The sequence below is a fragment of the Streptomyces himalayensis subsp. himalayensis genome (genome assembly GCF_013778455.1).
GTDB lineage: Bacteria > Actinomycetota > Actinomycetes > Streptomycetales > Streptomycetaceae > Streptomyces > Streptomyces himalayensis.
This window is the reverse complement of the sequence record NZ_JACEHE010000005.1, coordinates 135,105-160,208: the sequence shown is the minus strand read 5'-3', so window position 1 is coordinate 160,208 and position 25,104 is coordinate 135,105. Positions and strand designations below refer to the sequence as shown.

Sequence of the window (25,104 nt, the reverse complement as noted above, 5' to 3'; positions counted from 1 at the left end):
CATGTGGGCTCAGGACCCCGGGGGCTTAGGGACTTCCCCGGGGTCCTTTCTCTGTCCGCGTGCGCCTCGGCTCAGCGCGCCTCGTCCTCACGCGTGAACAACTGGATGAGCCACGCATACACGGCCAGCCGGGGTTGATGGCGCCGACGCAAGGCGTCGCGCCAGGGCCCGGGCAGGGACTGCCCGGGCACCCACACCCCGTATCCGGCCAGATACGCCAGCGACGCCACACCGCGTGGGATCTCCGTCCGGCTCTCCCAGCGTGCCCGCCGGATGCCGGCGTGTGACGAGCGGCTGTCGTGATCCATCCGGCCGGCTCGGCCGGGTACCGTGCGGGGCCGCCCCGGCGACACGTTCCGAACGGGCGAAGCCATATGCTGCACAGCATGACGAGTGAGCCGGAGCAGCAGATCGGAGTGGGGACGCAGGACGCGTTCCAGCGTTTGTGGACGCCCCACCGGATGGCCTACATCCAGGGCGAGAACAAGCCGACCGGTCCGGGGGCGGACGACGGCTGCCCCTTCTGCTCGATCCCGGGGAAGTCCGACGAGGACGGGCTCGTCGTCGCGCGCGGCAAGCAGGTGTACGCGGTGCTCAACCTGTACCCGTACAACGGCGGTCATCTGATGGTCGTGCCCTATCGCCATGTGGCCGACTACACGGATCTGACCGGGCCGGAGACCGCCGAACTCGCCGAGCTCACCAAGCAGGCCATGGCGGCGCTGCGCCGTGCCTCCGGGGCCCACGGATTCAACATCGGCATGAACCAGGGCACGGTGGCGGGCGCCGGGATCGCGGCGCACCTGCATCAGCACATCGTGCCGCGGTGGGGTGGCGACACGAACTTCATGCCGGTCGTCGGCCACACGAAGGTGCTGCCGCAGTTGCTGGCCGATACGCGCAAGATGATCGCCGAGGCCTGGCCGGCGGCGTAACCGCGGCCCAGGCCTCCGCGAGCGGCGGCCTGCTACCCCTCGTATACGTCCGCCGTTGTCGGTGTCGGGGCCTGGATCAGGTTGCTGAGCAGGAGCGAGCGGGTGTCGAACTTCTCCGTGTCCACGCCGTTCTCGGCCAGCACCTTGAGTGCTGCGGCGTGCACCACGCGCAGTACCGGCGTGGCGGTGCGCAGCGCGTCGTCGGCCATGAAGCGGTGGCGCCACGGCTTGTCCGCCCAGGCGTGCCGCAGGCCGAACGGCTCGGGAAGCTTGAGTTTGCCGCCCAGGAAGTCGAGCAGCGGCGGATACCAGGTGAAGGGGGCGCGCACCGCGAGGCGCACCACCTCGTCGGGCTCGACCAGGGGCAGCTTCTTCTCCTGGACTTCCCAGAACTTGATCGGCTTGGGGACCTCCTTCACCTTGGCCTTGGGCTTGGTGGTGAAGAGGGCGTGCACGGGCCCGAGCGCATGCCCGGTGACCTCGATGCGCAACGTCTCGTGCAGCACCGTCACGGTGATCAGCATGGTGAGCACCAGCTGGCCGCCCCAGAGCGTGAACTGCACGCCCAGATAGTGGCGGTCGCCGCTGCCGAACTGCTGCTCGTTGCAGATGCGCTGGACCTCGTGCCCCCTGATCTGGAAGGCCTCGACGTCCGTGCCGCTCGGCCGGGCCACCTCGTCGGCGTTCTCACCGATGGGCGAGACGATCCAGTGCCGTATGGAGGGCTTGGGGAAGCCGCCGGTGTGCAGCGGGCCGCGCTCCAGCATGCGCAGCTGGTCGTGGATGGACCGGATGACGTCCCAGCTGCGGAAGGGATGGATCTCCGTGCCCTTCTCGCGGGGCACCAGCTCCTCGGCGAGCTGCCAGCTGCCCCAGCGGGTGCCCATGCCGAGGATGCCCTTGGGTCCGGCGTAGAAGACGACGTTGGACTGCTGCTCTGCGGTCAGCCGGGCCAGGCCCTGACGGAGCCGCTCGGCCGCGGTCTCGCCGGGGCTGCCCGGCACCGCCTCCGGGATCTTGGCGCCGATGCCCCCGCCGGACAGCAGACCGCCCCAGCGCTCGCGCATGTCCTTGGCGGTGCGCTCGCAGATCTGGCGTGCCCAGAACCAGCCGGCCACGGGTGCGACGATCGCCGCGCGTGTGTACCAGGCCCAGAAGCCGTCGAAAGGCAGCCGGAGGAGGAAGATCACTGCCAGCACGCCCACGGCGACCAGCACGGCGGTGGCGAGCACCGAGGCGCGCTTGTCCTTGGTGTCGTTGATCGTCTTTCTGATCTGGAAGACCAGCAGCCACACCGCGAGCCCCGGAAGGAAGAGCAGCCCGCACAGCGCCATCACGGCCGTGAGCCAGCTGTCGCGCTCGCGGCGGATGCGGTTCGCCGCGAGGCAATGCTCAACGACAGCCTGCGGTTCGGTTCCGAAGGACTGGATGAGTGGCTTGCGGGCGCCGCCGAGCATCCGGACCTGGACCGCGCGCGCGTACGCCTCGCCGAGGTTCGGCTCGAAGAGGTCCCAAAGCCCCTTCTTCCACTCGGACTTGTGCCAGTCGCTGTTGGCCTTGAGGATCTCCTCGACCTTGTTGTCCCGGTACGCGGCTGACGCAAGGGCCTGCGTCGCCGCGGTCTGGCCCGCGGCGCCCGACAGCGGCACCTGCGCCCCGGGCCTGAAATCGAATACGTCGTCCGCCACCCGCCCACCACCCCCATCGCCGCCGCGCCTTCGCTGCTGCGGCCCTTCCCGACTTCCCTACCCCGCACACCTGTTGATCAGCTCATCGACTTGATCAGGTCATCAGCGTATCGGGGAGCACCGACATCCGTCAGTGCGCTTACGGGGCGCACACACAGCACGCCATGGGTAGTGCGAACGGGCCGAAGGCCGCCCGCCCAGAAGGGGATTGGGCGGATGGCCCCGGCCTTCGGGCCGCCCGGCCGGGCCTCGTGTGGGAGACCCGGCCGGACGCGTGCCGTCTGCAACTACGCGGCAGCGCCGGTCTTTTCGCGAACCTTGTCGGCGATCTGTGGCGGCATCGGTTCGTGCCGTGCGTACCTGCGGCTGAACCGTGCGGTGCCGTGCGACAGCGACCGCAGGTCCACGGCGTAGCGGCCGATCTCGATCTCGGGGACCTCGGCTCGTACGAGCGTGCGCCCGCCGGGCGTCTGCTCGGTGCCGACCACCCTGCCGCGGCGCCCCGACAGATCGCTCATCACCGGCCCGACGTAGTCGTCGCCGACGAGCACCTGAACCTCGGCGACCGGCTCCAGCAGATGGATCCTGGCGTCCGCCGCGGCCTCCCGCAGCGCCAGGGCGCCCGCCGTCTGGAACGCGGCGTCGGAGGAGTCCACCGAGTGCGCCTTGCCGTCAAGCAGCGTGACCCGCACGTCGATGAGCGGATAGCCGGCGGCCACGCCCTTCGCGGCCTGGGCGCGCACGCCCTTCTCGACGGACGGGATGAACTGCCGCGGCACCGCCCCGCCGACGACCTTGTCGACGAACTCGATGCCCGAGCCGCCCGGCAGCGGTTCTATCTCGATCTCGCAGATCGCGTACTGACCGTGGCCGCCCGACTGCTTCACATGGCGGCCGCGCCCGGCGGACTTGCTCGCGAACGTCTCCCGTAGGGAGACCTTGTGCGGTACGACATCGACCTGGACGCCGTAGCGCCCGCGCAGCCGCTCCAGGGCGACGTCCGCATGCGCCTCGCCCAGGCACCAGAGCACCACCTGGTGGGTGTCCTGGTTCTGTTCGAGCCGCATCGTCGGGTCCTCGGCGACCAGCCGGGCGAGGCCCTGGGAGAGCTTGTCCTCGTCCGGCTTGCTGTGTGCCTGGATGGCGATGGGCAGTAGGGGGTCCGGCATGTCCCACGGCTCCATGAGCAGCGGATTGTCCCTGGCTGACAGGGTGTCACCGGTCTCGGCACGGCCCAGCTTCGCCACGCACGCGAGGTCGCCCGCGATGGCCTGCGAGATGGTCCGCTGCTGCTTGCCGAACGGGGCCGACAGGGCGCCGATGCGCTCGTCGACGTCATGGTCCTCGTGCCCGCGGTCGGCCAGACCGTGCCCCGAGACGTGCACGGTCTCGTCGGGGCGCAGAGTGCCCGAGAAGATGCGCACCAGGGACACCCGGCCGACATACGGATCGGACGCCGTCTTGACGACCTCCGCCACCAGCGGCCCGTCCGGATCGCATGTGACGTCCGGCCGGGACTTGCCGTCCGGGGTCGTGACCGCCGGGCACTCGTGCTCCAGGGGCGTCGGGAAACCGCGGGTGATCAGCTCCAGGAGCTCGACGGTGCCCAGCCCCTGGCGGCCGCCCTCGGCGGCGGGCGCTGCGGCCAGCACGGGATGGAAGCTGCCGCGTGCGACTGCGCGCTCCAGGTCCTCGATCAGCGTCTTGACGTCGATCTCCTCGCCGCCGAGATAGCGATCCATGAGGGTCTCGTCCTCGCTCTCGGCGATGATGCCCTCGATCAGCCGGTTGCGTGCCTCCTCGATCAGCGGGAGCTGGCCGGGGCCAGGCTCGGACTCCTTCCGCTCGCCGGACGAGTAGTCGAACAGCCGCTGGGTCAGCAGGCCGATCAGACCCGTCACGGGCGCGTGCCCGTCCGGTCCCGGCTCGCCGCGCAGCGGCAGGTACAGCGGCAGTACGGCGTCGGGGTCGTCCCCGCCGAACGTCTCCGCGCAGATCCGCGTCATCTCCTCGAAGTCGGCCCGCGCCGCCTCCAGGTGCGTGATCACGATGGCCCGCGGCATGCCGACCGCCGCGCACTCCTCCCACACCATGCGGGTCGAGCCGTCGACGCCGTCGGCCGCCGAGACGACGAAAAGGGCCGCGTCCGCCGCTCGCAGACCGGCCCTCAACTCCCCGACGAAATCGGCGTATCCGGGGGTGTCCAGGATGTTGATCTTGTATCCGTCCCATTCGACGGGAACCAGCGAGAGCTGCACCGAGCGCTGCTGACGGTGCTCGATCTCGTCGTAGTCGGAGACGGTGCCGCCGTCCTCCACGCGGCCCGCCCGGTTCACCGCCCCCGCGGTCAGCGCGAGGGCCTCCACCAGAGTCGTCTTGCCCGATCCGCTGTGGCCGACCAGAACCACATTCCGTACGGACGCGGGGTGGTCGGCCGTCGCCGCCCTGCCGGCGGCTCCGGGGTGTGCATTCGCCTTGTCGCCCATTGTCCTGCCTCCCGGGTGTGTGCACGGTGAGGTCTCTCAGGGCGTGGACCTGCGGATTCCCTTCTCCAGCCTCTGGCCGGGGGCACCCCAGCGGTGGCGGCTCCGGCGACGCCCCGATGTTTTCGAGCTTTGCACTCCCGTCACGCTGCGTCCATACGTCGTACGAGATCGCCCGGCCTGGACGCCCGGCACTCGCGTCCACGCGCGCGTGGCTACGATGGGCCAGCCGGTGGCCAGCAGGGGTCACGCGGCCCACCGACCCTCGGGAAGGCCATGCTGAACAAGTACGCGCGTGCATTCTTCACGCGTGTCCTCACACCGTTCGCCGCGTTTCTCATCCGCCGAGGGGTGAGCCCCGACACGGTCACGCTCATCGGGACGGCCGGTGTGGTGGCGGGTGCGCTGGTCTTCTACCCCCGGGGCGAGTTCTTCTGGGGCACCGTCGTCATCACGCTGTTCGTGTTCTCGGACCTGGTCGACGGGAACATGGCGCGCCAGCTGGGCCGCTCCAGCCGCTGGGGCGCCTTCCTCGACTCGACGCTCGATCGCGTGGCCGACGGCGCGATCTTCGGTGGGTTCGCGCTCTGGTACGCGGGTACCGGCAACGACGACATCCTGTGCGCCGTGGCCATCTTCTGCCTGGCCAGCGGGCAGGTCGTGTCGTACACCAAGGCGCGCGGAGAATCGATCGGCCTGCCGGTCGCCGTCAACGGTCTCGTCGAGCGCGCCGAGCGGCTGGTGATCTCGCTGGTCGCGGCGGGCCTCGCGGGTCTGCACGCGTTCGGGGTGCCCGGCATCCAGGTGCTGCTGCCGATCGCGCTGTGGATCGTGGCCGTCGGAAGCCTGGTCACGCTCATCCAGCGCGTCGTGACCGTCCGCAGGGAGTCCGCGGAGGCCGAGGCCGCCGCGTCCTCCCAGGACTCGCAGGAGAGTGGGGCCGCGTCATGAGCCCTGTCCAGGACCGGCTCTCGGACGCGCTGTACGGACTGGGCTGGGCCACGGTCAAGAATCTCCCCGAGCCCGTCGCCGTGCGGCTCGGCCGGACCATCGCCGACATCGCGTGGAAGCGCCGCGGCAAGGGCGTGCAGCGCCTCGAGGCCAACCTCGCGCGCGTGGTGCCCGACGCGAGCCCCGAACGCCTCGCCGAGCTCTCCAAGGCGGGCATGCGCTCGTACCTGCGCTACTGGATGGAGTCCTTCCGGCTCCCGGTCTGGAGCAAGGAGCGGGTGAACGTCGCCGTCGAGGTGAAGGACATCCACTACGTGACGGACAGCCTCGCCGCTGGCCGGGGTGTCATCATCGCGCTGCCCCACCTGGCCAACTGGGATCTCGCCGGCGCCTGGGTCACCACACATCTCGGTGTCCCGTTCACGACCGTCGCCGAGCGGCTGAAGCCGGAGACGCTGTACGACCGGTTCGTCGCCTACCGCGAGAGCCTCGGCATGGAGGTGCTGCCCCACACCGGCGGCTCCGCCTTCGGCACGCTGGCGCGGCGCCTGCGCGCAGGCGGCATGGTGTGCCTCGTCGCGGAGCGTGATCTGTCGGAGTCGGGCGTCGAGGTGCAGTTCTTCGGCGAGGCCACGCGGATGCCTGCTGGGCCGGCCATGCTCGCCCAGCAGACCGGCGCGCTGCTGCTGCCGGTCACCCTCTGGTACGACGACTCGCCCGTCATGAAGGGATGCGTCCACCCACCCATTTCCGTGCCGGAAACAGGTACCCGGGCCGAGAAGACGTCTGTCATGACACAGGCGATGGCCGACGCCTTCGCCACGGGGATCGCCGAGCATCCGGAGGACTGGCACATGCTGCAGCGCTTGTGGCTCGCGGACCTGGAGCCCGGGAAGGGGCCGAGGGCATCCGCCGAGCCGGGGGAGCCGTCCGGCTCTGCCGATGCGGGAAATCCTTCCGGCTCTGCCGGGGCGGGGGAGCGGGCGTGAGGATCGGCATCGTCTGCCCGTACTCCTGGGACGTACCGGGCGGCGTCCAGTTCCACATCCGCGACCTGGCCGAGCACCTCATCCGCCTCGGGCACGAGGTGTCCGTCCTCGCCCCCGCGGACGACGACACCCCCCTTCCGGGGTACGTCGTGTCGGCGGGCCGGGCGGTCCCGGTGCCGTACAACGGCTCGGTCGCGCGGCTCAACTTCGGCTTCCTGTCCGCGGCGCGGGTGCGGCGCTGGCTGCACGACGGCACCTTCGACGTCATCCACATCCACGAGCCGGCGTCGCCGTCCCTGGGTCTGCTCACCTGCTGGGCCGCGCAGGGCCCCATCGTCGCCACCTTCCACACGTCCAACCCCCGGTCCCGGGCGATGATCGCGGCGTATCCGATCCTGCAGCCCGCGCTGGAGAAGATCAACGCGCGGATCGCGGTGAGCGAGTACGCACGCCGGACCCTCGTCGAACACCTGGGCGGCGACGCGGTCGTGATCCCCAACGGCGTGGACGTCGACTTCTTCGCCGACGCCGAGCCCAAGGCCGAGTGGCAGGGGCAGACCATCGGCTTCATCGGCCGCATCGACGAGCCCAGGAAGGGCCTTCCGGTGCTGATGAAGGCCCTGCCGAAGATCCTCGCGGAGCGGCCGGAGGCCCGGCTGCTGGTCGCCGGGCGAGGCGACGAGGAGGAGGCCGTCGAGACGCTGCCCGCAGAGCTGCGCGACCGCGTCGAGTTCCTCGGCATGGTGAGCGACGAGGACAAGGCCCGGCTGCTGCGCAGCGTCGACCTGTACGTGGCGCCCAACACCGGCGGTGAGAGCTTCGGGATCATCCTGGTCGAGGCGATGTCCGCGGGCGCGCCCGTCCTCGCCTCCGACCTGGACGCGTTCGCCCAGGTACTGGACCGGGGCGCGGCGGGCGAGCTCTTCGCCAACGAGGACGCGGACGCGCTGGCCGTTTCGGCGGTACGCCTCCTCGGCGACGCCGATCGCCGGGCGGAGCTTCGCGCACGCGGCAGCGCGCACGTACGCCGCTTCGACTGGACGACGGTCGGTGCGGACATCCTCGCGGTCTACGAGACGGTCGCGGACGGAGCCGCCTCGGTGGCCGCCGACGAACGCAACGGGCTGCGGGCGCGGTTCGGGCTGGCGCGGTACTGAGCGTCGGGGGGACGGCGCACGCGCGCGTGCGTGCGTCCCTCGCTCCACGTGCGTCCCCTCGCGGAGGACGCTGGTACGAGGACGGGGTACGCGGATAGCCGCGCGGCTTGTGTGCCGCTCCGGACGTGCAGGCTGTTTTGAGGGCCACAAACCATGTTTCGTGCCGCACAGCAGGACGGGTGTCTTGCTGCCGGAGGCCGCGCGCCGCTCGGTGGGCGCAGATCAGCAGATCAGCAGGGTCAGCGGCGGGGCCGCGCTGCCTGCGGACCGGCGGTGCGGGCTATGCGTCGCTCAGGCCTCGCCGCCCGTGCCGGGTGGCGAGCCGCCCCCCGGTAGCCTTGCCGCCCGTGACCTCCACACTGATCTGGATCCTGGTCGCCCTCGTCGCGATCGGCCTCTACCTGAGCTGGACCGCGGGACGTCTCGACCGGCTGCACGCCCGTATCGACGCGGCGCGTGCCGCGCTCGACGCCCAGTTGCTGCGCCGCGCGTCCGTCGCGCAGGAACTGGCCACCTCGGGTGTGCTGGACCCGGCCGCCTCGATCGTGCTCTACGAGGCGGCGCACGCGGCCCGGCAGGCGGAGGAGGAGCAGCGCGAGGTCGCCGAGAGCGAGCTCAGCCAGGCGCTGCGGGCGATCTTCGGCGAGCCGCAGCAGGTCGAGGCGGTACGGGAGGCCCCCGGCGGCGAGGAGGCCGCCCGTGAGCTGGCCCAGGCGGTGCGCCGGGTGCCGATGGCCCGGCGCTTCCACAACGACTCCGTACGGGCGGCTCGCGCACTGCGGCGGCACCGCACGGTGAGATGGTTTCGGCTGGCGGGTCACGCCCCGTTCCCGATGGCCTTCGAGATGGACGACGAGCCACCGGTGGCACTGGCGGACCGCGCGACGTCGTAAGTCCCGCCGAAGGCCGACGAGGCCCCCGCTGGAGGCCGTGAGGCCCGCCGGAGGTCCGTGATGAAGCCCGCCGGAGGCCCGTCAAGCCCACCGAGGGCCCGCTGTTCCGCTACGGCCCGGTCGTGCAGGGCGCAGGCCGCAGTGGGAAAATGAGCCACCGCGTCACCATTGGCCCTTGATGTGGCCTGCATTCCGACGGTTTCCTCAACGATGCAGAAACTCTCTTCACCGAGCGAGGTCATCCGTGTCCAGCACGCTTCCCCACACCACCCAGCCCGGCTCCGACACCGCCCCGGCGACCGGCACCGCGCGCGTGAAGCGCGGCATGGCCGAGCAGCTCAAGGGTGGCGTGATCATGGACGTCGTCACCCCCGAGCAGGCGAAGATCGCCGAGGACGCGGGTGCCGTCGCCGTCATGGCCCTGGAGCGGGTCCCCGCCGACATCCGTAAGGACGGCGGCGTGGCACGTATGTCCGACCCGGACATGATCGAGGGCATCATCGACGCCGTCTCGATCCCGGTCATGGCCAAGTCCCGCATCGGCCACTTCGTCGAGGCCCAGGTCCTGCAGTCCCTCGGCGTCGACTACATCGACGAGTCCGAGGTCCTCACCCCGGCCGACGAGGTCAACCACTCCGACAAGTGGGCCTTCACCACGCCGTTCGTCTGCGGCGCCACCAACCTCGGCGAGGCCCTTCGCCGTATCGCCGAGGGTGCGGCCATGATCCGCTCCAAGGGCGAGGCCGGCACCGGCAACGTCGTCGAGGCCGTCCGCCACCTGCGCCAGATCAAGAACGAGATCGCCAGGCTGCGCGGCTACGACAACCACGAGCTGTACGCCGCCGCCAAGGAGCTGCGCGCCCCGTACGAGCTGGTCAAGGAGGTCGCCGAGCTCGGAAAGCTGCCCGTCGTCCTCTTCTCCGCGGGTGGCGTCGCCACCCCGGCCGACGCAGCGCTCATGCGTCAGCTCGGCGCCGAGGGCGTCTTCGTCGGCTCCGGCATCTTCAAGTCGGGGGACCCCGCCAAGCGCGCCGCCGCCATCGTGAAGGCCACCACCTTCTACGACGACCCGAAGATCATCGCGGACGCGTCCCGCAACCTGGGCGAGGCCATGGTCGGCATCAACTGCGACACCCTCCCCGAGGCCGAGCGCTACGCGAACCGCGGCTGGTAACCAGATGAGCGACGCACTTGTCATCGGCGTCCTGGCGCTCCAGGGCGACGTACGGGAGCACCTCATCGCCCTGGCCGCGGCGGACGCCGTGGCCAGGCCGGTCCGGCGTCCCGAGGAGCTCGCCGAGGTCGACGGTCTGGTCGTCCCCGGCGGCGAGTCGACCACCATCTCCAAGCTGGCCGTCCTCTTCGGCCTCATGGAGCCCCTCCGCGCGCGCGTGCAGGCCGGAATGCCGGTCTACGGCACCTGCGCAGGCATGATCATGCTCGCCGACAAGATCCTCGACCCACGCTCGGGCCAGGAGACCATCGGCGGCATCGACATGATCGTGCGCCGCAACGCCTTTGGGCGGCAGAACGAGTCCTTCGAGGCCGCGGTCGACATCGCGGGCATCGAGGACGGCCCGGTGGAGGGCGTCTTCATCCGCGCTCCCTGGGTGGAGTCCGTGGGTGCCCGCGCCGAGGTGCTCGCCGAGCACGAGGGCCACATCGTCGCCGTACGCCAGGGCAATGCCCTGGCCACGTCCTTCCACCCGGAACTGACCGGAGACCACCGCGTGCACGCCCTGTTCGTCGACATGGTGCGCGAGAATCGGAACCCCGGGGCCTTGTAGGATCTCTGGAGTTCGTTTTCAAAGATGGGTTACGCGAAGGAGACAGGCAGATGTCCGGCCACTCTAAATGGGCCACGACGAAGCACAAGAAGGCCGTGATCGACGCCAAGCGCGGCAAGCTCTTCGCGAAGCTCATCAAGAACATCGAGGTCGCGGCCCGCATGGGCGGAGTCGACCTGGACGGTAACCCGACGCTGTACGACGCCGTGCAGAAGGCGAAGAAGTCGTCGGTCCCGAACAAGAACATCGACTCCGCAATCAAGCGCGGTGGCGGTCTCGAGGCCGGCGGCGCCGACTACGAGACGATCATGTACGAGGGCTACGGCCCCAACGGTGTCGCGGTGCTCATCGAGTGCCTCACCGACAACCGCAACCGCGCGGCCTCGGACGTCCGCGTCGCCATGACCCGAAACGGCGGCTCGATGGCCGACCCGGGCTCCGTCTCGTACCTGTTCAACCGCAAGGGCGTCGTGATCGTCCCCAAGGGCGGCCTGACCGAGGACGACGTCCTGGGTGCCGTGCTCGACGCGGGCGCCGAGGAGGTCAACGACCTCGGCGAGTCCTTCGAGGTGATCAGTGAGGCGACCGACCTGGTCGCGGTCCGCACCGCCCTCCAGGACGCCGGTATCGACTACGACTCGGCCGACGCCAACTTCGTCCCGACCATGCAGGTCGAGCTGGACGAGGAGGGCGCCAAGAAGATCTTCAAGCTGATTGACGCCCTCGAGGACAGCGACGACGTGCAGAACGTCTTCGCCAACTTCGACGTCTCCGACGACATCATGGAGAAGGTCGAGGCCTGACGGGCGTGGCATTCGCCTCTGTGCAGCGGGCTGGTGGGACTCGTCCCCCGGCCCGCTGTCGTTGTCAGTGACACCGGATAGCCTGACGAAGACAGTCAAAGATCGTCGTCCGCGGACCGCAACCATCATTTGAGGCACCCAGACGGCGATCAACCAGGTCCGCGAGAGCGGCGGCGGTTCAGCCGCAAAGAAGGGCGGGGCGGGTGCGGGTACTGGGCGTGGACCCGGGGTTGACCCGGTGCGGTGTCGGTGTGGTCGAAGGCGTCGCGGGGCGGCCCCTGACGATGCGCGGCGTCGGTGTCGTTCGGACCCCCGTCGAGGCGGACCTGGGCCATCGCCTCGTCGCCATCGAACAGGGCATCGAGGAATGGCTCGATGAGTACCAACCTGAATTCATGGCCGTAGAGCGGGTGTTCAGCCAGCACAACGTCCGTACGGTCATGGGCACGGCCCAGGCCAGTGCGGTCGCCATGCTGTGCGCCGCCCGGCGCGGCATCCCCGTCGCCCTGCACACTCCGAGCGAGGTCAAGGCCGCCGTCACGGGCAGCGGCCGCGCCGACAAGGCGCAGGTCGGTGCCATGGTGACCCGCCTGCTCCGCCTCGGAGCACCGCCCAAACCGGCCGACGCCGCCGACGCGCTCGCCCTCGCCATCTGCCACATCTGGCGCGCCCCCGCCCAGAACAGACTTCAGCAGGCTGTCGCCCTGCACGCATCGAAAGGCCGTACGGCATGATCGCCTTCGTCAGCGGCCCGGTCGCCGCCCTCGCCCCGGACGCCGCGGTGGTCGAGGTCGGAGGCATCGGGATGGCCGTCCAGTGCACGCCCAACACCCTCTCGACCCTGCGCATCGGCCAGCAGGCGAAGCTGGCCACGTCCCTGGTCGTACGGGAGGACTCGCTCACCCTCTACGGCTTCGCGGACGACGACGAGCGCCAGACCTTCGAGCTCCTGCAGACGGCGAGTGGTGTCGGTCCGCGTCTCGCGCAGGCGATGCTCGCGGTGCACAGCCCGGACGCGCTGCGCCGGGCCGTCGCGACCGGCGACGAGAAGGCCCTCACCGCCGTCCCCGGCATCGGCAAGAAGGGCGCCCAGAAGCTTCTGCTGGAGCTCAAGGACCGCCTCGGTGAGCCCATCGGCACGGGCGCGGGAGTCGGCAGCCCTGTCACTTCCGGCTGGCGTGACCAGCTGCACGCGGCGCTCGTCGGCCTCGGCTACGCCACCCGCGAGGCCGACGAAGCGGTCACGGCCGTCACACCGCAGGCGGAGGCGGCCGGGGGCAACCCGCAGGTGGGCATGCTGCTGAAGGCGGCGCTGCAGACACTGAACCGCACTCGATGAGCCGGCCGGACACCGTGACCGGCCCGGTGGGCTCGCCGCATCACCGGTCCTCAGCCACTACGGCGGCACACGCGACCGGCTGGGTAGCGGATGCGGCGTCCGTCCTCCACCGGCGCGCAGCCGCCCACCTGCCGGACTCGGGGCCGCTCCGACGGCGCTGGCCGGGGCCCGGGCGTGCGGGGCGTGCGACGGTCCAGGTCTTGGGGCCGGATCTGTTTGGACGGCGTCGGCGGTGCTCCGGGCCTGTGGGGCGTGCGGTGGCCCGGCTCTTGGGGCCGGATTTGTTCGGACGGCACCGGCCGTGTCTCGGGCCTGCGGGGCGTGCGGCGGTCCAGGTCTTGGGGCCGGATTTGTTCGGATGGCGTCGGCGGCGCTCCGGGCCTGTGGGGCGTGCGGCGGTCCGGCTCGCGGGGCCAGATTCGTTCGGACGGCACCGGCGGCGCTCCAGGCCTGTGGGGCATGCGGCGGTCCAGGTCTTGCGGCCGGATTCGTTCGGACGGCACCGGCCGTGTCTCGGGCCTGCGGCGGTCCAGGTCTCGGGGCCTGAATCGCTCGGACCGCGTCGGCCGTGTCTCGGGCCTGCGAGGCGCGCGGCCGCCCGTGTCCCCGAGCCGCAAACCCCGCAGCGGAACCGGCCGCGCCCCGGGCCCGCGGCCGTGGACCCCAGCGCTTCCGCGCGCCGCCGGCCCCCGTACGCCCCCACCACCCGTACAACAGGCGGCACGCCCGCCACCAACCCGTGAGGCGATCACCCGTGAACTGGGACGACACGTCACCCGTCACCGACGACACCCAGGCCGGCCGACTGGTCGGAGCCGCGGCCGACGGTGAGGACCAGGCCGTCGAGGCCGCGCTGCGGCCGAAGTCGCTGGACGAGTTCGTCGGCCAGGAACGGGTCCGGGAGCAGCTGGACCTCGTGCTGAAGGCGGCCCGGCAGCGCGGCGCAACAGCCGACCACGTCCTGCTCTCGGGCGCGCCCGGTCTCGGCAAGACCACGCTCTCCATGATCATCGCCGCGGAGATGGGCGCCCCGATCCGCATCACCAGCGGCCCGGCCATCCAGCACGCGGGCGACCTCGCCGCGATCCTCTCCTCCCTCCAGGAGGGCGAGGTCCTCTTCCTCGACGAGATCCACCGCATGTCCCGGCCCGCCGAGGAGATGCTCTACATGGCGATGGAGGACTTCCGCGTCGACGTCATCGTCGGCAAGGGCCCCGGCGCCACCGCCATCCCGCTGGAACTGCCGCCGTTCACCCTGGTCGGCGCCACCACGCGCGCGGGCCTGCTGCCGCCGCCGCTGCGCGACCGCTTCGGTTTCACCGCGCATATGGAGTTCTACGAGCCCGTCGAGCTCGAGCGCGTCATCCACCGCTCCGCGAGCCTGCTGGACGTCGAGATCGAGACCGACGGCGCCGCCGAGATCGCGGGCCGCTCGCGTGGCACGCCCCGTATCGCCAACCGGCTGCTGCGCCGGGTCCGCGACTACGCCCAGGTCAAGGCCGACGGCGTGATCACCCGCGACATCGCTGCCGCGGCCCTCGGCGTCTACGAGGTCGACGCCCGGGGCCTCGACCGCCTCGACCGCGCCGTTCTACAGGCTTTGCTCAAGCTTTTCGCCGGCGGACCGGTCGGCCTGTCCACCCTCGCCGTGGCCGTGGGGGAGGAGCGCGAGACGGTCGAAGAGGTGGCCGAACCGTTCCTCGTCCGGGAGGGGCTGCTGGCCCGGACCCCGCGCGGCCGGGTGGCGACGCCCGCCGCATGGGCCCATCTCGGCCTCACCCCGCCACACCAGGCGACCGGCGGAAACGGACAACAGGACCTGTTCGGGGCGTGACGCTGGGGCTCTGAGCGGGTCAGGAACTACGCTGCGATGCTGAGCGTTGTTCCATCCGTGTGGACTCGCCTAGACTCCGCCGATGCCGCCTCTGTGGGCGGCAGGCCCACCCCCATCCATCAGGCCGCCCCACCAGCGCGGTCGTGCGAAGGAAATTCCGTCCCGTGAATATCGTGACCCTCCTCCCGTTCATCGTGCTCATCGGGGCCATGTTCCTGATGACCCGCTCTGCCAAGAAGAAGCAGCAGCAGGCCGCCAACATGCGCGACCAGATGCAGCCCGGTACCGGCGTCCGCACGATCGGCGGCATGTACGCCACGGTCAAGGAGGTCAACACCGACACCGTCCTCCTCGAGGCCGCCCCCGGTGTCCACCTCGTCTTCGCGAAGAACGCGATCGGCGCCGTCCTCGAGGACGAGGAGTACAACCGCATCGTCCACGGCGCCGGCGACGACCTGGAGGTCGACAGCCCCGTCGTCCCCGACGACGCTTCCTCCCTCACCGAGACCGACGAGCGCGCCGACGCTTCCGACGACTCGCGCATCGACCTCGGCAAGAAGGACGAGGCCGCGCAGGCCGATGCCGCCGACACCGAGCCGAAGAAGACCGACGGCGAGTCCGACGCGAAGTAGCCACGACCGGGGACCGCGGAGCGCTCGCCTGCGCACCGCGGTCCCCGGGGCGTGCGGATGTTCGGCACGTCTCGACACCATGTCATGGCCGTATGCGCGTAGATTCTCGCGCAGGACGGTTGGAGAGGAAGAACGAGAAGGTGGCAGCACCGAAGAAGGGCCGGAGGACGAGCGCCCAGAGCAGGCCGGGCCGCTCGCTGGTCCTCATCCTGATCGCCATCGTGGCGCTCACCGGGGGGATGTTCCTCTCCGGGCACACCACTCCGCGTCTCGGCATCGACCTCGCCGGCGGCACCAGTATCACGCTCAAGGCGAAGAGTGAGCCGGGTCAGGAGAATGCGGTCAACCAGACCAACATGAACACGGCCGTGGGGATCATCGAGCGCCGTGTCAACGGTCTCGGCGTCTCCGAGGCCGAGGTGCAGACCCAGGGCAACGACAACATCATCGTCAACATCCCCCGGGGCACCAACGAGAAGCAGGCGCGAGAGCAGGTGGGCACCACCGCCCAGCTCTACTTCCGCCCGGTCATCGCGACGGAGGTCAGCGCCGGCGAGGCGACGGCCAGCCCCTCGCCGAGCGCGTCCGGCAGCGCCTCCCCTTCGGCTGACAAGGACAAGGCGACCTCGTCCGACTCCTCCGCCACCCCCTCGTCCTCCGCGACCCCCTCGGCCTCCGCCACCTCCCAGGGACGCGCGGTAACCGACGCACTCAAGGCGGACTCCACCGCGTCGCCGAGCGCGAGCGCCTCGCCGTCCGGCAGCGCATCCGCCGCGGCCAGCGCCTCCCCGGCCGCGACCGGCACGCCGGACCCCTCCAGCGACCTGCAGCAGCAGTACGCCGCGCTCGACTGCACCGACCCCGAGCAGCGCGCCAAGGCCGGTGACGGCGTCAAGCCGTCCGAGTCGACCGTGGCCTGCGGCACGAACTCGCAGGGCCAGTGGCAGAAGTACATCCTGGGCCCGGCCGAGGTCGAGGGCACCGACGTGGACGACGCCAGCGCCGTCTTCGACACGCAGAGCGCCGCGGGCTGGAAAGTCACGATGGAGTTCACCGACGCGGGCGCCAAGAAGTTCGCGGACATCACGGGCAAGCTCGCGCAGAACCAGTCCCCGCAGAACCAGTTCGCCATCGTGCTCGACGGCGAGGTCGTCTCCGACCCGTACGTCAGCCAGGCACTGACCGGCGGCAGCGCCGAGATCTCCGGCAGCTTCAACCAGGAGTCCGCGGAGAGCCTGGCCAACGTGCTCTCCTACGGTGCGCTGCCGCTCTCCTTCGAGGAGCAGAGCGTCACCACCGTCACCGCGGCCCTCGGCGGCGAGCAGCTGCAGGCGGGCCTGATCGCCGGCGCCATCGGCCTCGCGCTGGTCATCATTTACCTGGTGGTCTACTACCGGGGCCTGTCGCTCATCGCCATCTTCTCGCTGCTCGTCTCGGCCGCCCTGACGTACACGATCATGGCGCTGCTCGGCCCGACCATCGGCTTCGCGCTCAACCTGCCGGCGGTCTGCGGTGCCATCGTCGCGATCGGCATCACAGCGGACTCGTTCATCGTGTACTTCGAGCGCATCCGGGACGAGATCCGCGAGGGCCGCACGCTTCGCCCCGCCGTCGAGCGGGCCTGGCCGCGCGCCCGGCGCACCATCCTGGTCTCCGACTTCGTGTCGTTCCTCGCCGCCGCGGTGCTCTTCATCGTCACCGTCGGAAAGGTGCAGGGCTTCGCGTTCACGCTCGGCCTGACCACCCTGCTCGACGTGGTCGTCGTCTTCCTCTTCACCAAGCCGCTGATGACCATCCTCGCCCGCAGCAAGTTCTTCTCGAGCGGCCACTCCTGGTCCGGCCTGGACCCGAAGCGGCTCGGCGCGAAGCCGCCGCTGCGCCGCACCCGCCGCGTATCCGCCCCCGTCGAACCGAAGGAGGCGTGAGATGTCGCGACTCGGCACTCTCGGCGCCAGGCTCCACCGCGGCGAGGTCGGCTACGACTTCGTCGGCAAGCGCAAGATCTGGTACGGCGTCTCGCTCCTGATCACGGTGGCGGCCATCCTCGGCCTCACGGTGAAGGGGCTGAACATGGGCATCGAGTTCCAGGGCGGCGCCGTCTTCACCACCCCGAAGACCAGCGTCTCGGCCTCCCAGGCCGAGGAGAAGGCGGAGGAGGCCGCAGGGCACGACGCCATCGTCCAGGAGCTCGGGACCGGCGGTCTCCGCATCATGATCAGCGGTGTGGACACCGCCAAGTCCGACGAGATCAAGGCGGAGCTCGCCAAGGACCTCGGCGTCAAGTCGGACGACATCAACGCCGACCTCGTAGGCCCGAGTTGGGGTGAGCAGATCGCCAACAAGGCCTGGACCGGCCTCGGGATCTTCATGGTCCTCGTGGTGATCTATCTGGCGATGGCGTTCGAATGGCGTATGGCCGTGGCCGCGCTCGTCGCGCTGATCCACGACATCACCATCACCGTCGGGATCTACGCCCTGGTCGGCTTCGAGGTGACCCCGGGCACCGTGATCGGTCTGCTGACGATCCTCGGTTACTCGCTGTACGACACGGTCGTCGTCTTCGACTCCCTGAAGGAGAGCTCGAAGGACATCACCAAGCAGACCCGCTGGACGTACAGCGAGATCGCCAACCGCTCCATCAACGCCACGCTGGTGCGTTCCATCAACACCACGGTGGTCGCGCTGCTGCCCGTCGCGGGGCTGCTGTTCATCGGCGGCGGTGTCCTCGGCGCGGGCATGCTGAACGACATCTCGCTGTCGCTGTTCGTCGGTCTCGCCGCCGGTGCGTACTCGTCGATCTTCATCGCCACGCCGCTCGTCGCCGAGCTCAAGGAGCGCGAGCCGCAGATGAAGGCCCTGAAGAAGCGGGTGCTCGCCAAGCGCGCCGCGGCCGCTCAGGGCGAGGCCGCGGAGGCCACGGCACCCGGCGGCGCCCCCGAACCGCGGGACGCCGAGCCGGAGGACACGGCGCACGCGGTCGTCGGCCCCCGTACGCAGCCCGTCTCCCGCGGCCGCGGCCGCGGCCGACCCTCGGGGAAGCGCCGATGACCGACCTCCAGCAGCTCCTCCTCAGCCGTATCCGCGATGTGGCGGACTACCCGAAGCCGGGCGTGATGTTCAAGGACATCACGCCGCTCCTGGCCGACCCGGAGGCGTTCACCGCGCTCACCGACACGCTGGCCGACTTCTGCGTGCAGACCGGCGCCACGAAGGTCGTCGGCCTCGAGGCCCGCGGGTTCATCCTGGCCGCCCCGGCCGCGGTCCGCGCCGGCATCGGCTTCATCCCCGTACGCAAGGCGGGCAAGCTCCCCGGCGCGACGCTCCGCCAGGCGTACGACCTGGAGTACGGCTCGGCTGAGATCGAGGTGCACGCCGAGGACCTGGCCGCGGGCGACCGCGTCATGGTCATCGACGACGTCCTCGCCACCGGCGGCACCGCCGAGGCGTCGCTGCAGCTCATCCGACGTGCCGGGGCCGAGATCGCGGGCGTGATCATGCTGATGGAGCTCGGCTTCCTGGGCGGCCGCGCACGCCTGGAGGGCGCCCTGGACGGTGCCCCGCTGGAGTCGCTGCTCATCGTCTGAACACCTGGTCGACCTCGTCGTCACAGGCAGAGGCGGGTCCCGGAGGAATCCTGGGCCCGCCTCTCGCGTTGCAGGGGTACGAGGCCGTCTCACCGGCCAAGGGCTAACCGGAGGCCGGGGATCGATACCATGGGCTTCCGGGGCCTGATCGGGGGACCCGGATCGCGCACGAGGAGCCCTCTTGCCAGACGAGGCCCAGCCACTCTCCCCCAGCGCCGAACGCCTGGGGGCATCCCCAGCCGCCAAGGCCGACCAGAAGCAGCCCGGCCAGGCCGCGGCGGCCTCAGCCGCGCCCGCGAATACGGCCCAGGGCCAGGCGTCAGCGGAGCACGCGAAGCCCGCAGGCGCCCATGACACGGGGGCCGCGCAGACCGGCCGGGCAGCCGAGCAGGAGCGGCCCAAGCCACCGGCGGAGCAGCCGCGTCCCAAGCCCGCGGCCGAACGCCCAGCCCCCGCGCCCACTCCGACGCCCGCGACCCGGCCCGCAGGGGCAACCGCGCGCTCCGGCTCCTCCAACCGTGTACGCGCCCGCCTCGCCCGGCTCGGCGTCCAGCGGTCCAACCCGTACAACCCGGTCCTGGAGCCGCTGCTGCGTATAGTCCGCAGTAACGACCCCAAGATCGAGACCTCCACGCTCCGCCAGATCGAGCGCGCCTACCAGGTCGCCGAGCGCTGGCACCGCGGCCAGAAGCGCAAGAGCGGCGACCCGTACATCACGCACCCGCTCGCGGTGACGACGATCCTCGCGGAGCTCGGTATGGATCCGGCCACGCTGATGGCCGGCCTGCTGCACGACACGGTCGAGGACACGGAGTACGGCCTGGAGGCACTGCGCGTCGACTTCGGCGACCAGGTCGCCCTGCTCGTCGACGGCGTCACCAAGCTGGACAAGGTCAAGTTCGGCGAGGCCGCGCAGGCCGAGACCGTGCGCAAGATGGTCGTCGCCATGGCCAAGGACCCGCGCGTCCTGGTCATCAAGCTCGCCGACCGCCTGCACAACATGCGCACCATGCGCTACCTCAAGCGCGAGAAGCAGGAGAAGAAGGCCCGCGAGACCCTGGAGATCTACGCCCCGCTGGCCCACCGGCTGGGCATGAACACCATCAAGTGGGAGCTCGAGGACCTCGCCTTCGCGATCCTCTACCCGAAGATGTACGACGAGATCGTCCGTCTCGTCGCCGAGCGCGCCCCCAAGCGCGACGAGTACCTCGCGATAGTGACCGACGAGGTCCAGTCCGACCTGCGCGCCGCCCGGATCAAGGCCACGGTCACCGGCCGGCCGAAGCACTACTACAGCGTCTACCAGAAGATGATCGTCCGCGGCCGTGACTTCGCGGAGATCTACGACCTGGTGGGCATCCGTGTCCTGGTCGACACGGTCCGCGACTGCTACGCGGCACTCGGCACCGTGCACGCGCGATGGAACCCGGTCCCCGGCCGGTTCAAGGACTACATCGCGATGCCGAAGTTCAACATGTACCAGTCGCTGCACACGACGGTCATCGGCCCCAACGGCAAGCCCGTCGAACTCCAGATCCGAACGTTCGACATGCACCGCCGTGCCGAGTACGGCATCGCCGCGCACTGGAAGTACAAGCAGGAGGCCGTCGCAGGCGCCTCCAAGGTCCGCACCGACCTACCGAAGAAGGCCGGTAAGGACGACCACATCAACGACATGGCGTGGCTGCGCCAGCTGCTCGACTGGCAGAAGGAGACCGAGGACCCGAGCGAGTTCCTCGAGTCCCTGCGCTTCGACCTGTCGCGCAACGAGGTCTTCGTCTTCACACCGAAGGGCGACGTCATAGCGCTCCCCGCGGGCGCGACCCCCGTCGACTTCGCTTACGCCGTGCACACCGAGGTGGGCCACCGCACCATCGGCGCCCGAGTCAACGGACGTCTCGTACCGCTCGAGTCGACCCTGGACAACGGCGACCTGGTGGAGGTCTTCACCTCCAAGGCGGCCAGTGCGGCCCCGTCCCAGGACTGGCTCGGCTTCGTCAAGTCGCCGCGGGCCAGGAACAAGATCCGCGCCTGGTTCTCCAAGGAGCGCCGCGACGAGGCGATCGAGCAGGGCAAGGACGCCATCGCGCGTGCCATGCGCAAGCAGAACCTGCCGATCCAGCGCATCCTCACCGGCGACTCGCTGGTCACGCTCGCCCACGAGATGCGCTATCCCGACATCTCGTCCCTGTACGCGGCGATCGGCGAGGGCCACGTGGCCGCGCAGAACGTCGTACAGAAGCTCGTCCAGGCGCTCGGCGGGGAAGAGGCCGCCACCGAGGACATCGCCGAGACCGCACCGCCCCGTGGGCGCGGCCGCAAGCGCCGCTCCAGCGCGGACCCGGGGGTCGTGGTCAAGGGCGTCGACGACGTATGGGTCAAGCTGGCCCGCTGCTGTACGCCGGTACCGGGCGACCCGATCATAGGGTTCGTCACGCGCGGCAGCGGCGTATCGGTGCACCGCAGCGACTGCGTCAACATCGAGTCACTGTCCAGGGAGCCCGAGCGCATCCTCGACGTCGAGTGGGCGCCCACGCAGTCCTCGGTGTTCCTGGTCGCCATCCAGGTCGAGGCGCTGGACCGGTCGCGACTGCTCTCGGACGTCACGCGCGTTCTGTCCGACCAGCACGTGAACATCCTGTCCGCGGCCGTCCAGACGTCCCGCGACCGCGTCGCGACGTCCCGCTTCACCTTCGAGATGGGCGACCCCAAGCACCTCGGACACGTCCTGAAGGCGGTCAGGGGAGTGGAGGGCGTCTACGACGTGTACCGGGTGACGTCGGCGCGCAGGCCGTGACCTTCGCATAAGCGAGAGGGGCTCCCGTACCTCGGTACGGGAGCCCCTCTCGCGTATCGGACGACAGCCTCAGCCGCCGAACTCCTGCAGGCCCTTCAGCGCCTGGTCCAGGAGTGCCTGGCGGCCTTCCAGCTCCCGCTCCAGCTTCTCGGCCTTCGCGGTGTTGCCCTGCGCCCGCGCGGCCTCGATCTGGCCCTTCAGCTTGTCCACAGCAGCCTGGAGCTGACCGGTCAGACCCGCCGCACGCGCGCGTGCCTCCGGGTTCGTCCGCTGCCACTCGGCTTCCTCGGACTCCTGGATGGCCCGCTCGACGGCGTGCATTCGGCCCTCGACCTTCGGCCGCGCGTCGCGCGGCACATGGCCGATGGCCTCCCAGCGCTCGTTGATGGAGCGGAAGGCCGCACGGGCCGCCTTCAGATCCGTCACCGGAAGGAGCTTCTCGGCCTCCTCGGCCAGCTCCTCCTTGAGCTTGAGGTTCTCCGACTGCTCGGCGTCCCGCTCGGCGAAGACCGAGCTGCGGGCCGCGAAGAACACGTCCTGGGCGCCGCGGAAGCGGTTCCACAGATCGTCCTCGTGCTCGCGCTGCGCGCGGCCCGCGGCCTTCCACTCCGCCATCAGCTCGCGGTAGCGCGCGGCCGTCGGACCCCAGTCCGTCGACCCAGACAGCGCCTCGGCCTCCGCGACCAGCTTCTCCTTGGTCTTGCGGGCGTCTTCGCGTTGCGCGTCCAGCGCCGCGAAGTGCGCCTTGCGACGCTTGGAGAACGCCGACCGCGCGTGCGAGAAGCGGTGCCACAGCTCGTCGTCGGACTTCCGGTCGAGCCGGGGCAGGCCCTTCCAGGTGTCCACGAGGGCGCGCAGCCGCTCGCCGGCCGCCCGCCACTGCTCGCTCTGCGCCAGCTCCTCAGCCTCGGCGACCAGCGCCTCCTTGGCGTGCCGGGCCTCGTCGGACTGCTTGACCTTCTGTGCCTTGCGCTCCTCACGCCGCGCCTCGACCGCCTCGACAAGCTTGTCCAGGCGGGCCCGCAGCGCGTCCAGGTCGCCGACCGCGTGGTGCGCGTCCACCTGCTCGCGCAGATGGTCGATAGCGGTCTGGGCGTCCTTCGCGGACAGGTCGGTGGTCCTCACCCGACGCTCGAGGAGGCCGATCTCGACAACCAGGCCCTCGTACTTGCGCTTGAAATAGGCCAGTGCCTCGTCGGGCGAACCGGCCTGCCAGGAGCCGACGACCTGCTCGCCATCGGCCGTACGCACGTACACGGTCCCCGTCTCGTCGACGCGGCCCCACGGGTCGCTGCTCACAGCGCCTCCTCCACATGATGCTCGCGGCGGGCTCCGCGGCCCCCGGGCATCGTCCACAGTTTCGTCACGGCCAACATAGGCGACCGGCGGGGCGGCTGTCCGCATCCCGCGCGACCGAAATCAGGCACTCGGGCCTCAGGTTTTGGTCACAGCCGCCTTGTTGATCACGACCGTTGCGTTCGGGGCGCCGTCGCCCTGCCCGGTGCTCTCGCCGGCCGCCGCGATCTTCTTCAGCACCTTCATTCCGGATTCGGAAATCGTGCCGAACGGTGTGTAGTCGGGCGGCAGCTGACTGTCCTGGTAGACGAGGAAGAACTGGCTGCCGCCGGTGTCGCGGCCCTCCTTCGTGGAGGCGTTGTACTGGTTGGCCATCGCGACCGTGCCCGCCGGGTACACGTTGCCCTTCAGGCCTTTGTCCTTCAGGTTCTCGTCCGGGATCGTGTAGCCGGGGCCGCCCATGCCGGTGCCCTCCGGGTCGCCGCACTGGAGCACGTAGATGCCCATGGTGGTGAGCCGGTGGCACTTGGTGTGGTCCAAGTAGCCCTTGTTCAGCAGGAAGTTGAAGGAGTTGACCGTGTGCGGGGCCGCGGCGGCCTTCAGGTCGATGTCGATGTCGCCGCAGGTCGTCTGCAGCTTCATCGTGTACTTCGCCGACGTGTCGATGGTCATCGCCGGCTCCTTCTTGTAGCTCAGCGACTTCACCTTGCCCGCGGCGGCCTTCTCGCACGGGTCCGGGGCCTTGCTGGGGGAGGCGCTCGGTGTCGCCTCGGCGGCCGCCGTGTCCTTCGAGTCGTCAGCCTTGAACACCCCGGTCGCGTACGAGACGACGCTGCCCACCAGGACCACGCCGAGCACCGATGCGATCACCGCGTTACGCGCGCGTGCCTTGCGCCGTGCGCTCCTGCGCCGCTCCTGCTGCCGCAAGAACTTCTCCCGGGCGAGCTGCCGCCGCCGCTGTTCCTGGCTGACCACCGGTGTTCTCTCCTCGTGCGTCGCATACGTCGGGGTGGGACGCCTGCGTCCTGTGGGTCGCCTGCGTCATGAGTCAATGGCCTTTCGTTGTGCCCCGTACCGTATATGGGTTCGCTGTGGAATCGGCAGCGCCGGTAGGCTCTGATCTGCTGCAGCCTCTGCCGGAGAGCTTCGGACCAGCCACCGGAGCGGTACGGGAGGGTGCGGCGGCCTCCCGCCGGACGAGAAAAACGAAGGACGATCGTGCTCATTGCCGGGTTCCCCGCCGGGGCCTGGGGCACCAACTGCTACCTGGTCGCCCCCGCCGCAGGCGAGGAGTGCGTGATCATCGACCCGGGCCATCAGGCCACCCAGGGAGTCGAGGACGCACTGAAGAAGCATCGGCTCAAGCCCGTGGCGGTCATCCTCACCCATGGCCATATCGACCATGTGGCCTCGGTCGTCCCGGTGTGCGGAGCGCATGACGTACCGGCCTGGATCCACCCCGGCGACCGGTTCATGATGAGCGACCCCGAGAAGGCGCTGGGCCGTTCCATCGGGATGCCGCTGCTCGGCGAGCTGACCGTGGGGGAGCCCGACGACGTGCGGGAGCTGTCCGACGGCGCGGAGCTGAAGCTGGCGGGACTGGACTTCTCCGTCTCGCATGCGCCCGGCCATACCAAGGGGTCGGTGACCTTCCGGATGCCCGAGACCGCCGAGATCCCCTCGGTCTTCTTCTCGGGCGATCTGCTCTTCGCTGGCTCCATCGGACGCACCGACCTGCCCGGCGGCTCCATGGACGAGATGCTCGCGTCGCTGGCCCGCGTGTGCCTGCCGCTCGACGACTCGACCGTGGTGCTGTCCGGCCACGGCCCCCAGACCACCATCGGCCAGGAGCGCGCCACCAACCCGTATCTGCGGCAGGTGGCCGCCGGCCAGGGAGCGGCCCCCGAGGCTGCTCCCCGACGAGGAATGTGACGAG

Annotated in this window: 22 protein-coding genes; 17 read left to right on the top strand and 5 right to left on the bottom strand. The window is 70.3% G+C overall.

Features of this window, described 5'->3' with window-relative positions; genetic code table 11:
• Positions 1-71: 71 nt before the first annotated feature.
• Complete coding sequence (locus H1D24_RS10745) at positions 72-308, bottom strand: hypothetical protein (protein ID WP_181657218.1); 237 nt, start codon at positions 306-308, stop codon at positions 72-74.
• A gap of 66 nt (positions 309-374) precedes the next feature.
• Here H1D24_RS10745 and H1D24_RS10740 point away from each other — a divergent pair, with 66 nt between their 5' ends.
• Complete coding sequence (locus tag H1D24_RS10740) at positions 375-935, top strand: HIT family protein (protein ID WP_181657217.1); 561 nt, start codon at positions 375-377, stop codon at positions 933-935.
• 32 nt (positions 936-967) lie between these two features.
• Here the strand turns inward: H1D24_RS10740 and H1D24_RS10735 are convergent, their stop codons facing one another.
• Positions 968-2,623: an AbeC-like domain-containing protein gene (locus H1D24_RS10735; protein WP_181657216.1), complete on the bottom strand. Its 1,656-nt coding sequence runs from the start codon at positions 2,621-2,623 to the stop codon at positions 968-970.
• 287 nt (positions 2,624-2,910) lie between these two features.
• Positions 2,911-5,109, bottom strand: coding sequence for an elongation factor G-like protein EF-G2 (locus H1D24_RS10730; protein WP_181657215.1), 2,199 nt, complete (start codon positions 5,107-5,109; stop codon positions 2,911-2,913).
• A gap of 273 nt (positions 5,110-5,382) precedes the next feature.
• On the opposite strand from H1D24_RS10730, the gene pgsA reads away from it, so the two are divergent.
• The 15 genes from pgsA (at position 5,383) to H1D24_RS10655 (ending at position 21,872) form a co-directional block, all read left to right on the top strand.
• Positions 5,383-6,057, top strand: coding sequence for a phosphatidylinositol phosphate synthase (gene pgsA, locus H1D24_RS10725; protein ID WP_181657214.1), 675 nt, complete (start codon positions 5,383-5,385; stop codon positions 6,055-6,057).
• Entirely contained in the window at positions 6,054-7,046 is a 993-nt protein-coding gene (locus H1D24_RS10720; RefSeq protein ID WP_181657213.1) for a phosphatidylinositol mannoside acyltransferase, read from the top strand. The genes pgsA and H1D24_RS10720 overlap by 4 nt, the downstream gene beginning before the upstream one ends.
• A complete protein-coding gene (locus tag H1D24_RS10715) occupies positions 7,043-8,203 on the top strand; it encodes a glycosyltransferase family 4 protein (RefSeq protein WP_181657212.1) in 1,161 nt (386 codons plus the stop codon). The genes H1D24_RS10720 and H1D24_RS10715 overlap by 4 nt, the downstream gene beginning before the upstream one ends.
• Before the next feature lie 347 nt (positions 8,204-8,550).
• Positions 8,551-9,096: a hypothetical protein gene (locus tag H1D24_RS10710; protein WP_181657211.1), complete on the top strand. Its 546-nt coding sequence runs from the start codon at positions 8,551-8,553 to the stop codon at positions 9,094-9,096.
• A gap of 244 nt (positions 9,097-9,340) precedes the next feature.
• A complete protein-coding gene (gene pdxS / locus H1D24_RS10705; RefSeq protein WP_181657210.1) occupies positions 9,341-10,270 on the top strand; it encodes a pyridoxal 5'-phosphate synthase lyase subunit PdxS in 930 nt (309 codons plus the stop codon).
• 4 nt (positions 10,271-10,274) lie between these two features.
• Positions 10,275-10,883 carry a pyridoxal 5'-phosphate synthase glutaminase subunit PdxT gene (pdxT, locus tag H1D24_RS10700; protein ID WP_181657209.1) on the top strand — a complete coding sequence of 203 codons (609 nt, stop codon included), beginning with the start codon at positions 10,275-10,277 and terminating at the stop codon, positions 10,881-10,883.
• A 50-nt stretch (positions 10,884-10,933) separates the two neighbouring features.
• Positions 10,934-11,686: a YebC/PmpR family DNA-binding transcriptional regulator gene (locus H1D24_RS10695; RefSeq protein WP_181657208.1), complete on the top strand. Its 753-nt coding sequence runs from the start codon at positions 10,934-10,936 to the stop codon at positions 11,684-11,686.
• A gap of 203 nt (positions 11,687-11,889) precedes the next feature.
• Positions 11,890-12,420 (top strand): crossover junction endodeoxyribonuclease RuvC, encoded by a 531-nt coding sequence (gene ruvC, locus H1D24_RS10690; RefSeq protein WP_181657207.1) that lies wholly within the window; start codon positions 11,890-11,892, stop codon positions 12,418-12,420.
• Positions 12,417-13,025, top strand: a complete 609-nt coding sequence (gene ruvA / locus H1D24_RS10685) for a Holliday junction branch migration protein RuvA (RefSeq protein WP_181657206.1) — start codon at positions 12,417-12,419, stop codon at positions 13,023-13,025. The genes ruvC and ruvA overlap by 4 nt, the downstream gene beginning before the upstream one ends.
• 754 nt (positions 13,026-13,779) lie before the next feature.
• Positions 13,780-14,859 (top strand): Holliday junction branch migration DNA helicase RuvB, encoded by a 1,080-nt coding sequence (gene ruvB / locus H1D24_RS10680; RefSeq protein ID WP_181657205.1) that lies wholly within the window; start codon positions 13,780-13,782, stop codon positions 14,857-14,859.
• 164 nt (positions 14,860-15,023) lie between these two features.
• On the top strand, positions 15,024-15,491 hold the full coding sequence (gene yajC, locus H1D24_RS10675; protein WP_181657204.1) for a preprotein translocase subunit YajC: 468 nt from the start codon (positions 15,024-15,026) through the stop codon (positions 15,489-15,491).
• 140 nt (positions 15,492-15,631) lie between these two features.
• Complete coding sequence (gene secD / locus H1D24_RS10670) at positions 15,632-17,416, top strand: protein translocase subunit SecD (protein WP_181657203.1); 1,785 nt, start codon at positions 15,632-15,634, stop codon at positions 17,414-17,416.
• A 1-nt stretch (position 17,417) separates the two neighbouring features.
• Positions 17,418-18,539: a protein translocase subunit SecF gene (secF, locus tag H1D24_RS10665; protein WP_181657202.1), complete on the top strand. Its 1,122-nt coding sequence runs from the start codon at positions 17,418-17,420 to the stop codon at positions 18,537-18,539.
• The gene (locus tag H1D24_RS10660; protein ID WP_181657201.1) at positions 18,536-19,075 is read left to right on the top strand and encodes an adenine phosphoribosyltransferase; all 540 of its coding nucleotides are present in this window, start codon (positions 18,536-18,538) and stop codon (positions 19,073-19,075) included. Before secF ends, H1D24_RS10660 begins: the two co-directional genes overlap by 4 nt.
• Positions 19,076-19,256: 181 nt before the next feature.
• Positions 19,257-21,872 (top strand): RelA/SpoT family protein, encoded by a 2,616-nt coding sequence (locus H1D24_RS10655; RefSeq protein ID WP_374064206.1) that lies wholly within the window; start codon positions 19,257-19,259, stop codon positions 21,870-21,872.
• A gap of 69 nt (positions 21,873-21,941) precedes the next feature.
• Here H1D24_RS10655 and H1D24_RS10650 read toward each other — a convergent pair whose 3' ends face one another.
• A complete protein-coding gene (locus H1D24_RS10650) occupies positions 21,942-23,171 on the bottom strand; it encodes a DUF349 domain-containing protein (protein ID WP_181657200.1) in 1,230 nt (409 codons plus the stop codon).
• Between the two features lie 135 nt (positions 23,172-23,306).
• Complete coding sequence (locus H1D24_RS10645) at positions 23,307-24,143, bottom strand: peptidylprolyl isomerase (RefSeq protein ID WP_181657199.1); 837 nt, start codon at positions 24,141-24,143, stop codon at positions 23,307-23,309.
• Positions 24,144-24,386: 243 nt separating this feature from the next.
• Between H1D24_RS10645 and H1D24_RS10640 the strand changes: the two genes are divergently transcribed.
• On the top strand, positions 24,387-25,100 hold the full coding sequence (locus H1D24_RS10640) for an MBL fold metallo-hydrolase (RefSeq protein WP_181657198.1): 714 nt from the start codon (positions 24,387-24,389) through the stop codon (positions 25,098-25,100).
• Positions 25,101-25,104: the final 4 nt, after the last annotated feature.

Bases quoted from the DNA above. Each gene is read 5' to 3' on its own strand.
- pgsA (WP_181657214.1), top strand. From the start codon at position 5,383: ATGCTGAACAAGTACGCGCGTGCATTCTTCACGCGTGTCCTCACACCG.
- H1D24_RS10720 (WP_181657213.1), top strand. From the start codon at position 6,054: ATGAGCCCTGTCCAGGACCGGCTCTCGGACGCGCTGTACGGACTGGGC.
- ruvA (WP_181657206.1), top strand. From the start codon at position 12,417: ATGATCGCCTTCGTCAGCGGCCCGGTCGCCGCCCTCGCCCCGGACGCC.
- H1D24_RS10745 (WP_181657218.1), bottom strand. From the start codon at position 308: ATGGATCACGACAGCCGCTCGTCACACGCCGGCATCCGGCGGGCACGC.
- secF (WP_181657202.1), top strand. From the start codon at position 17,418: ATGTCGCGACTCGGCACTCTCGGCGCCAGGCTCCACCGCGGCGAGGTC.
- H1D24_RS10730 (WP_181657215.1), bottom strand. From the start codon at position 5,109: ATGGGCGACAAGGCGAATGCACACCCCGGAGCCGCCGGCAGGGCGGCG.
- H1D24_RS10695 (WP_181657208.1), top strand. From the start codon at position 10,934: ATGTCCGGCCACTCTAAATGGGCCACGACGAAGCACAAGAAGGCCGTG.
- H1D24_RS10660 (WP_181657201.1), top strand. From the start codon at position 18,536: ATGACCGACCTCCAGCAGCTCCTCCTCAGCCGTATCCGCGATGTGGCG.
- H1D24_RS10740 (WP_181657217.1), top strand. From the start codon at position 375: ATGCTGCACAGCATGACGAGTGAGCCGGAGCAGCAGATCGGAGTGGGG.
- pdxT (WP_181657209.1), top strand. From the start codon at position 10,275: ATGAGCGACGCACTTGTCATCGGCGTCCTGGCGCTCCAGGGCGACGTA.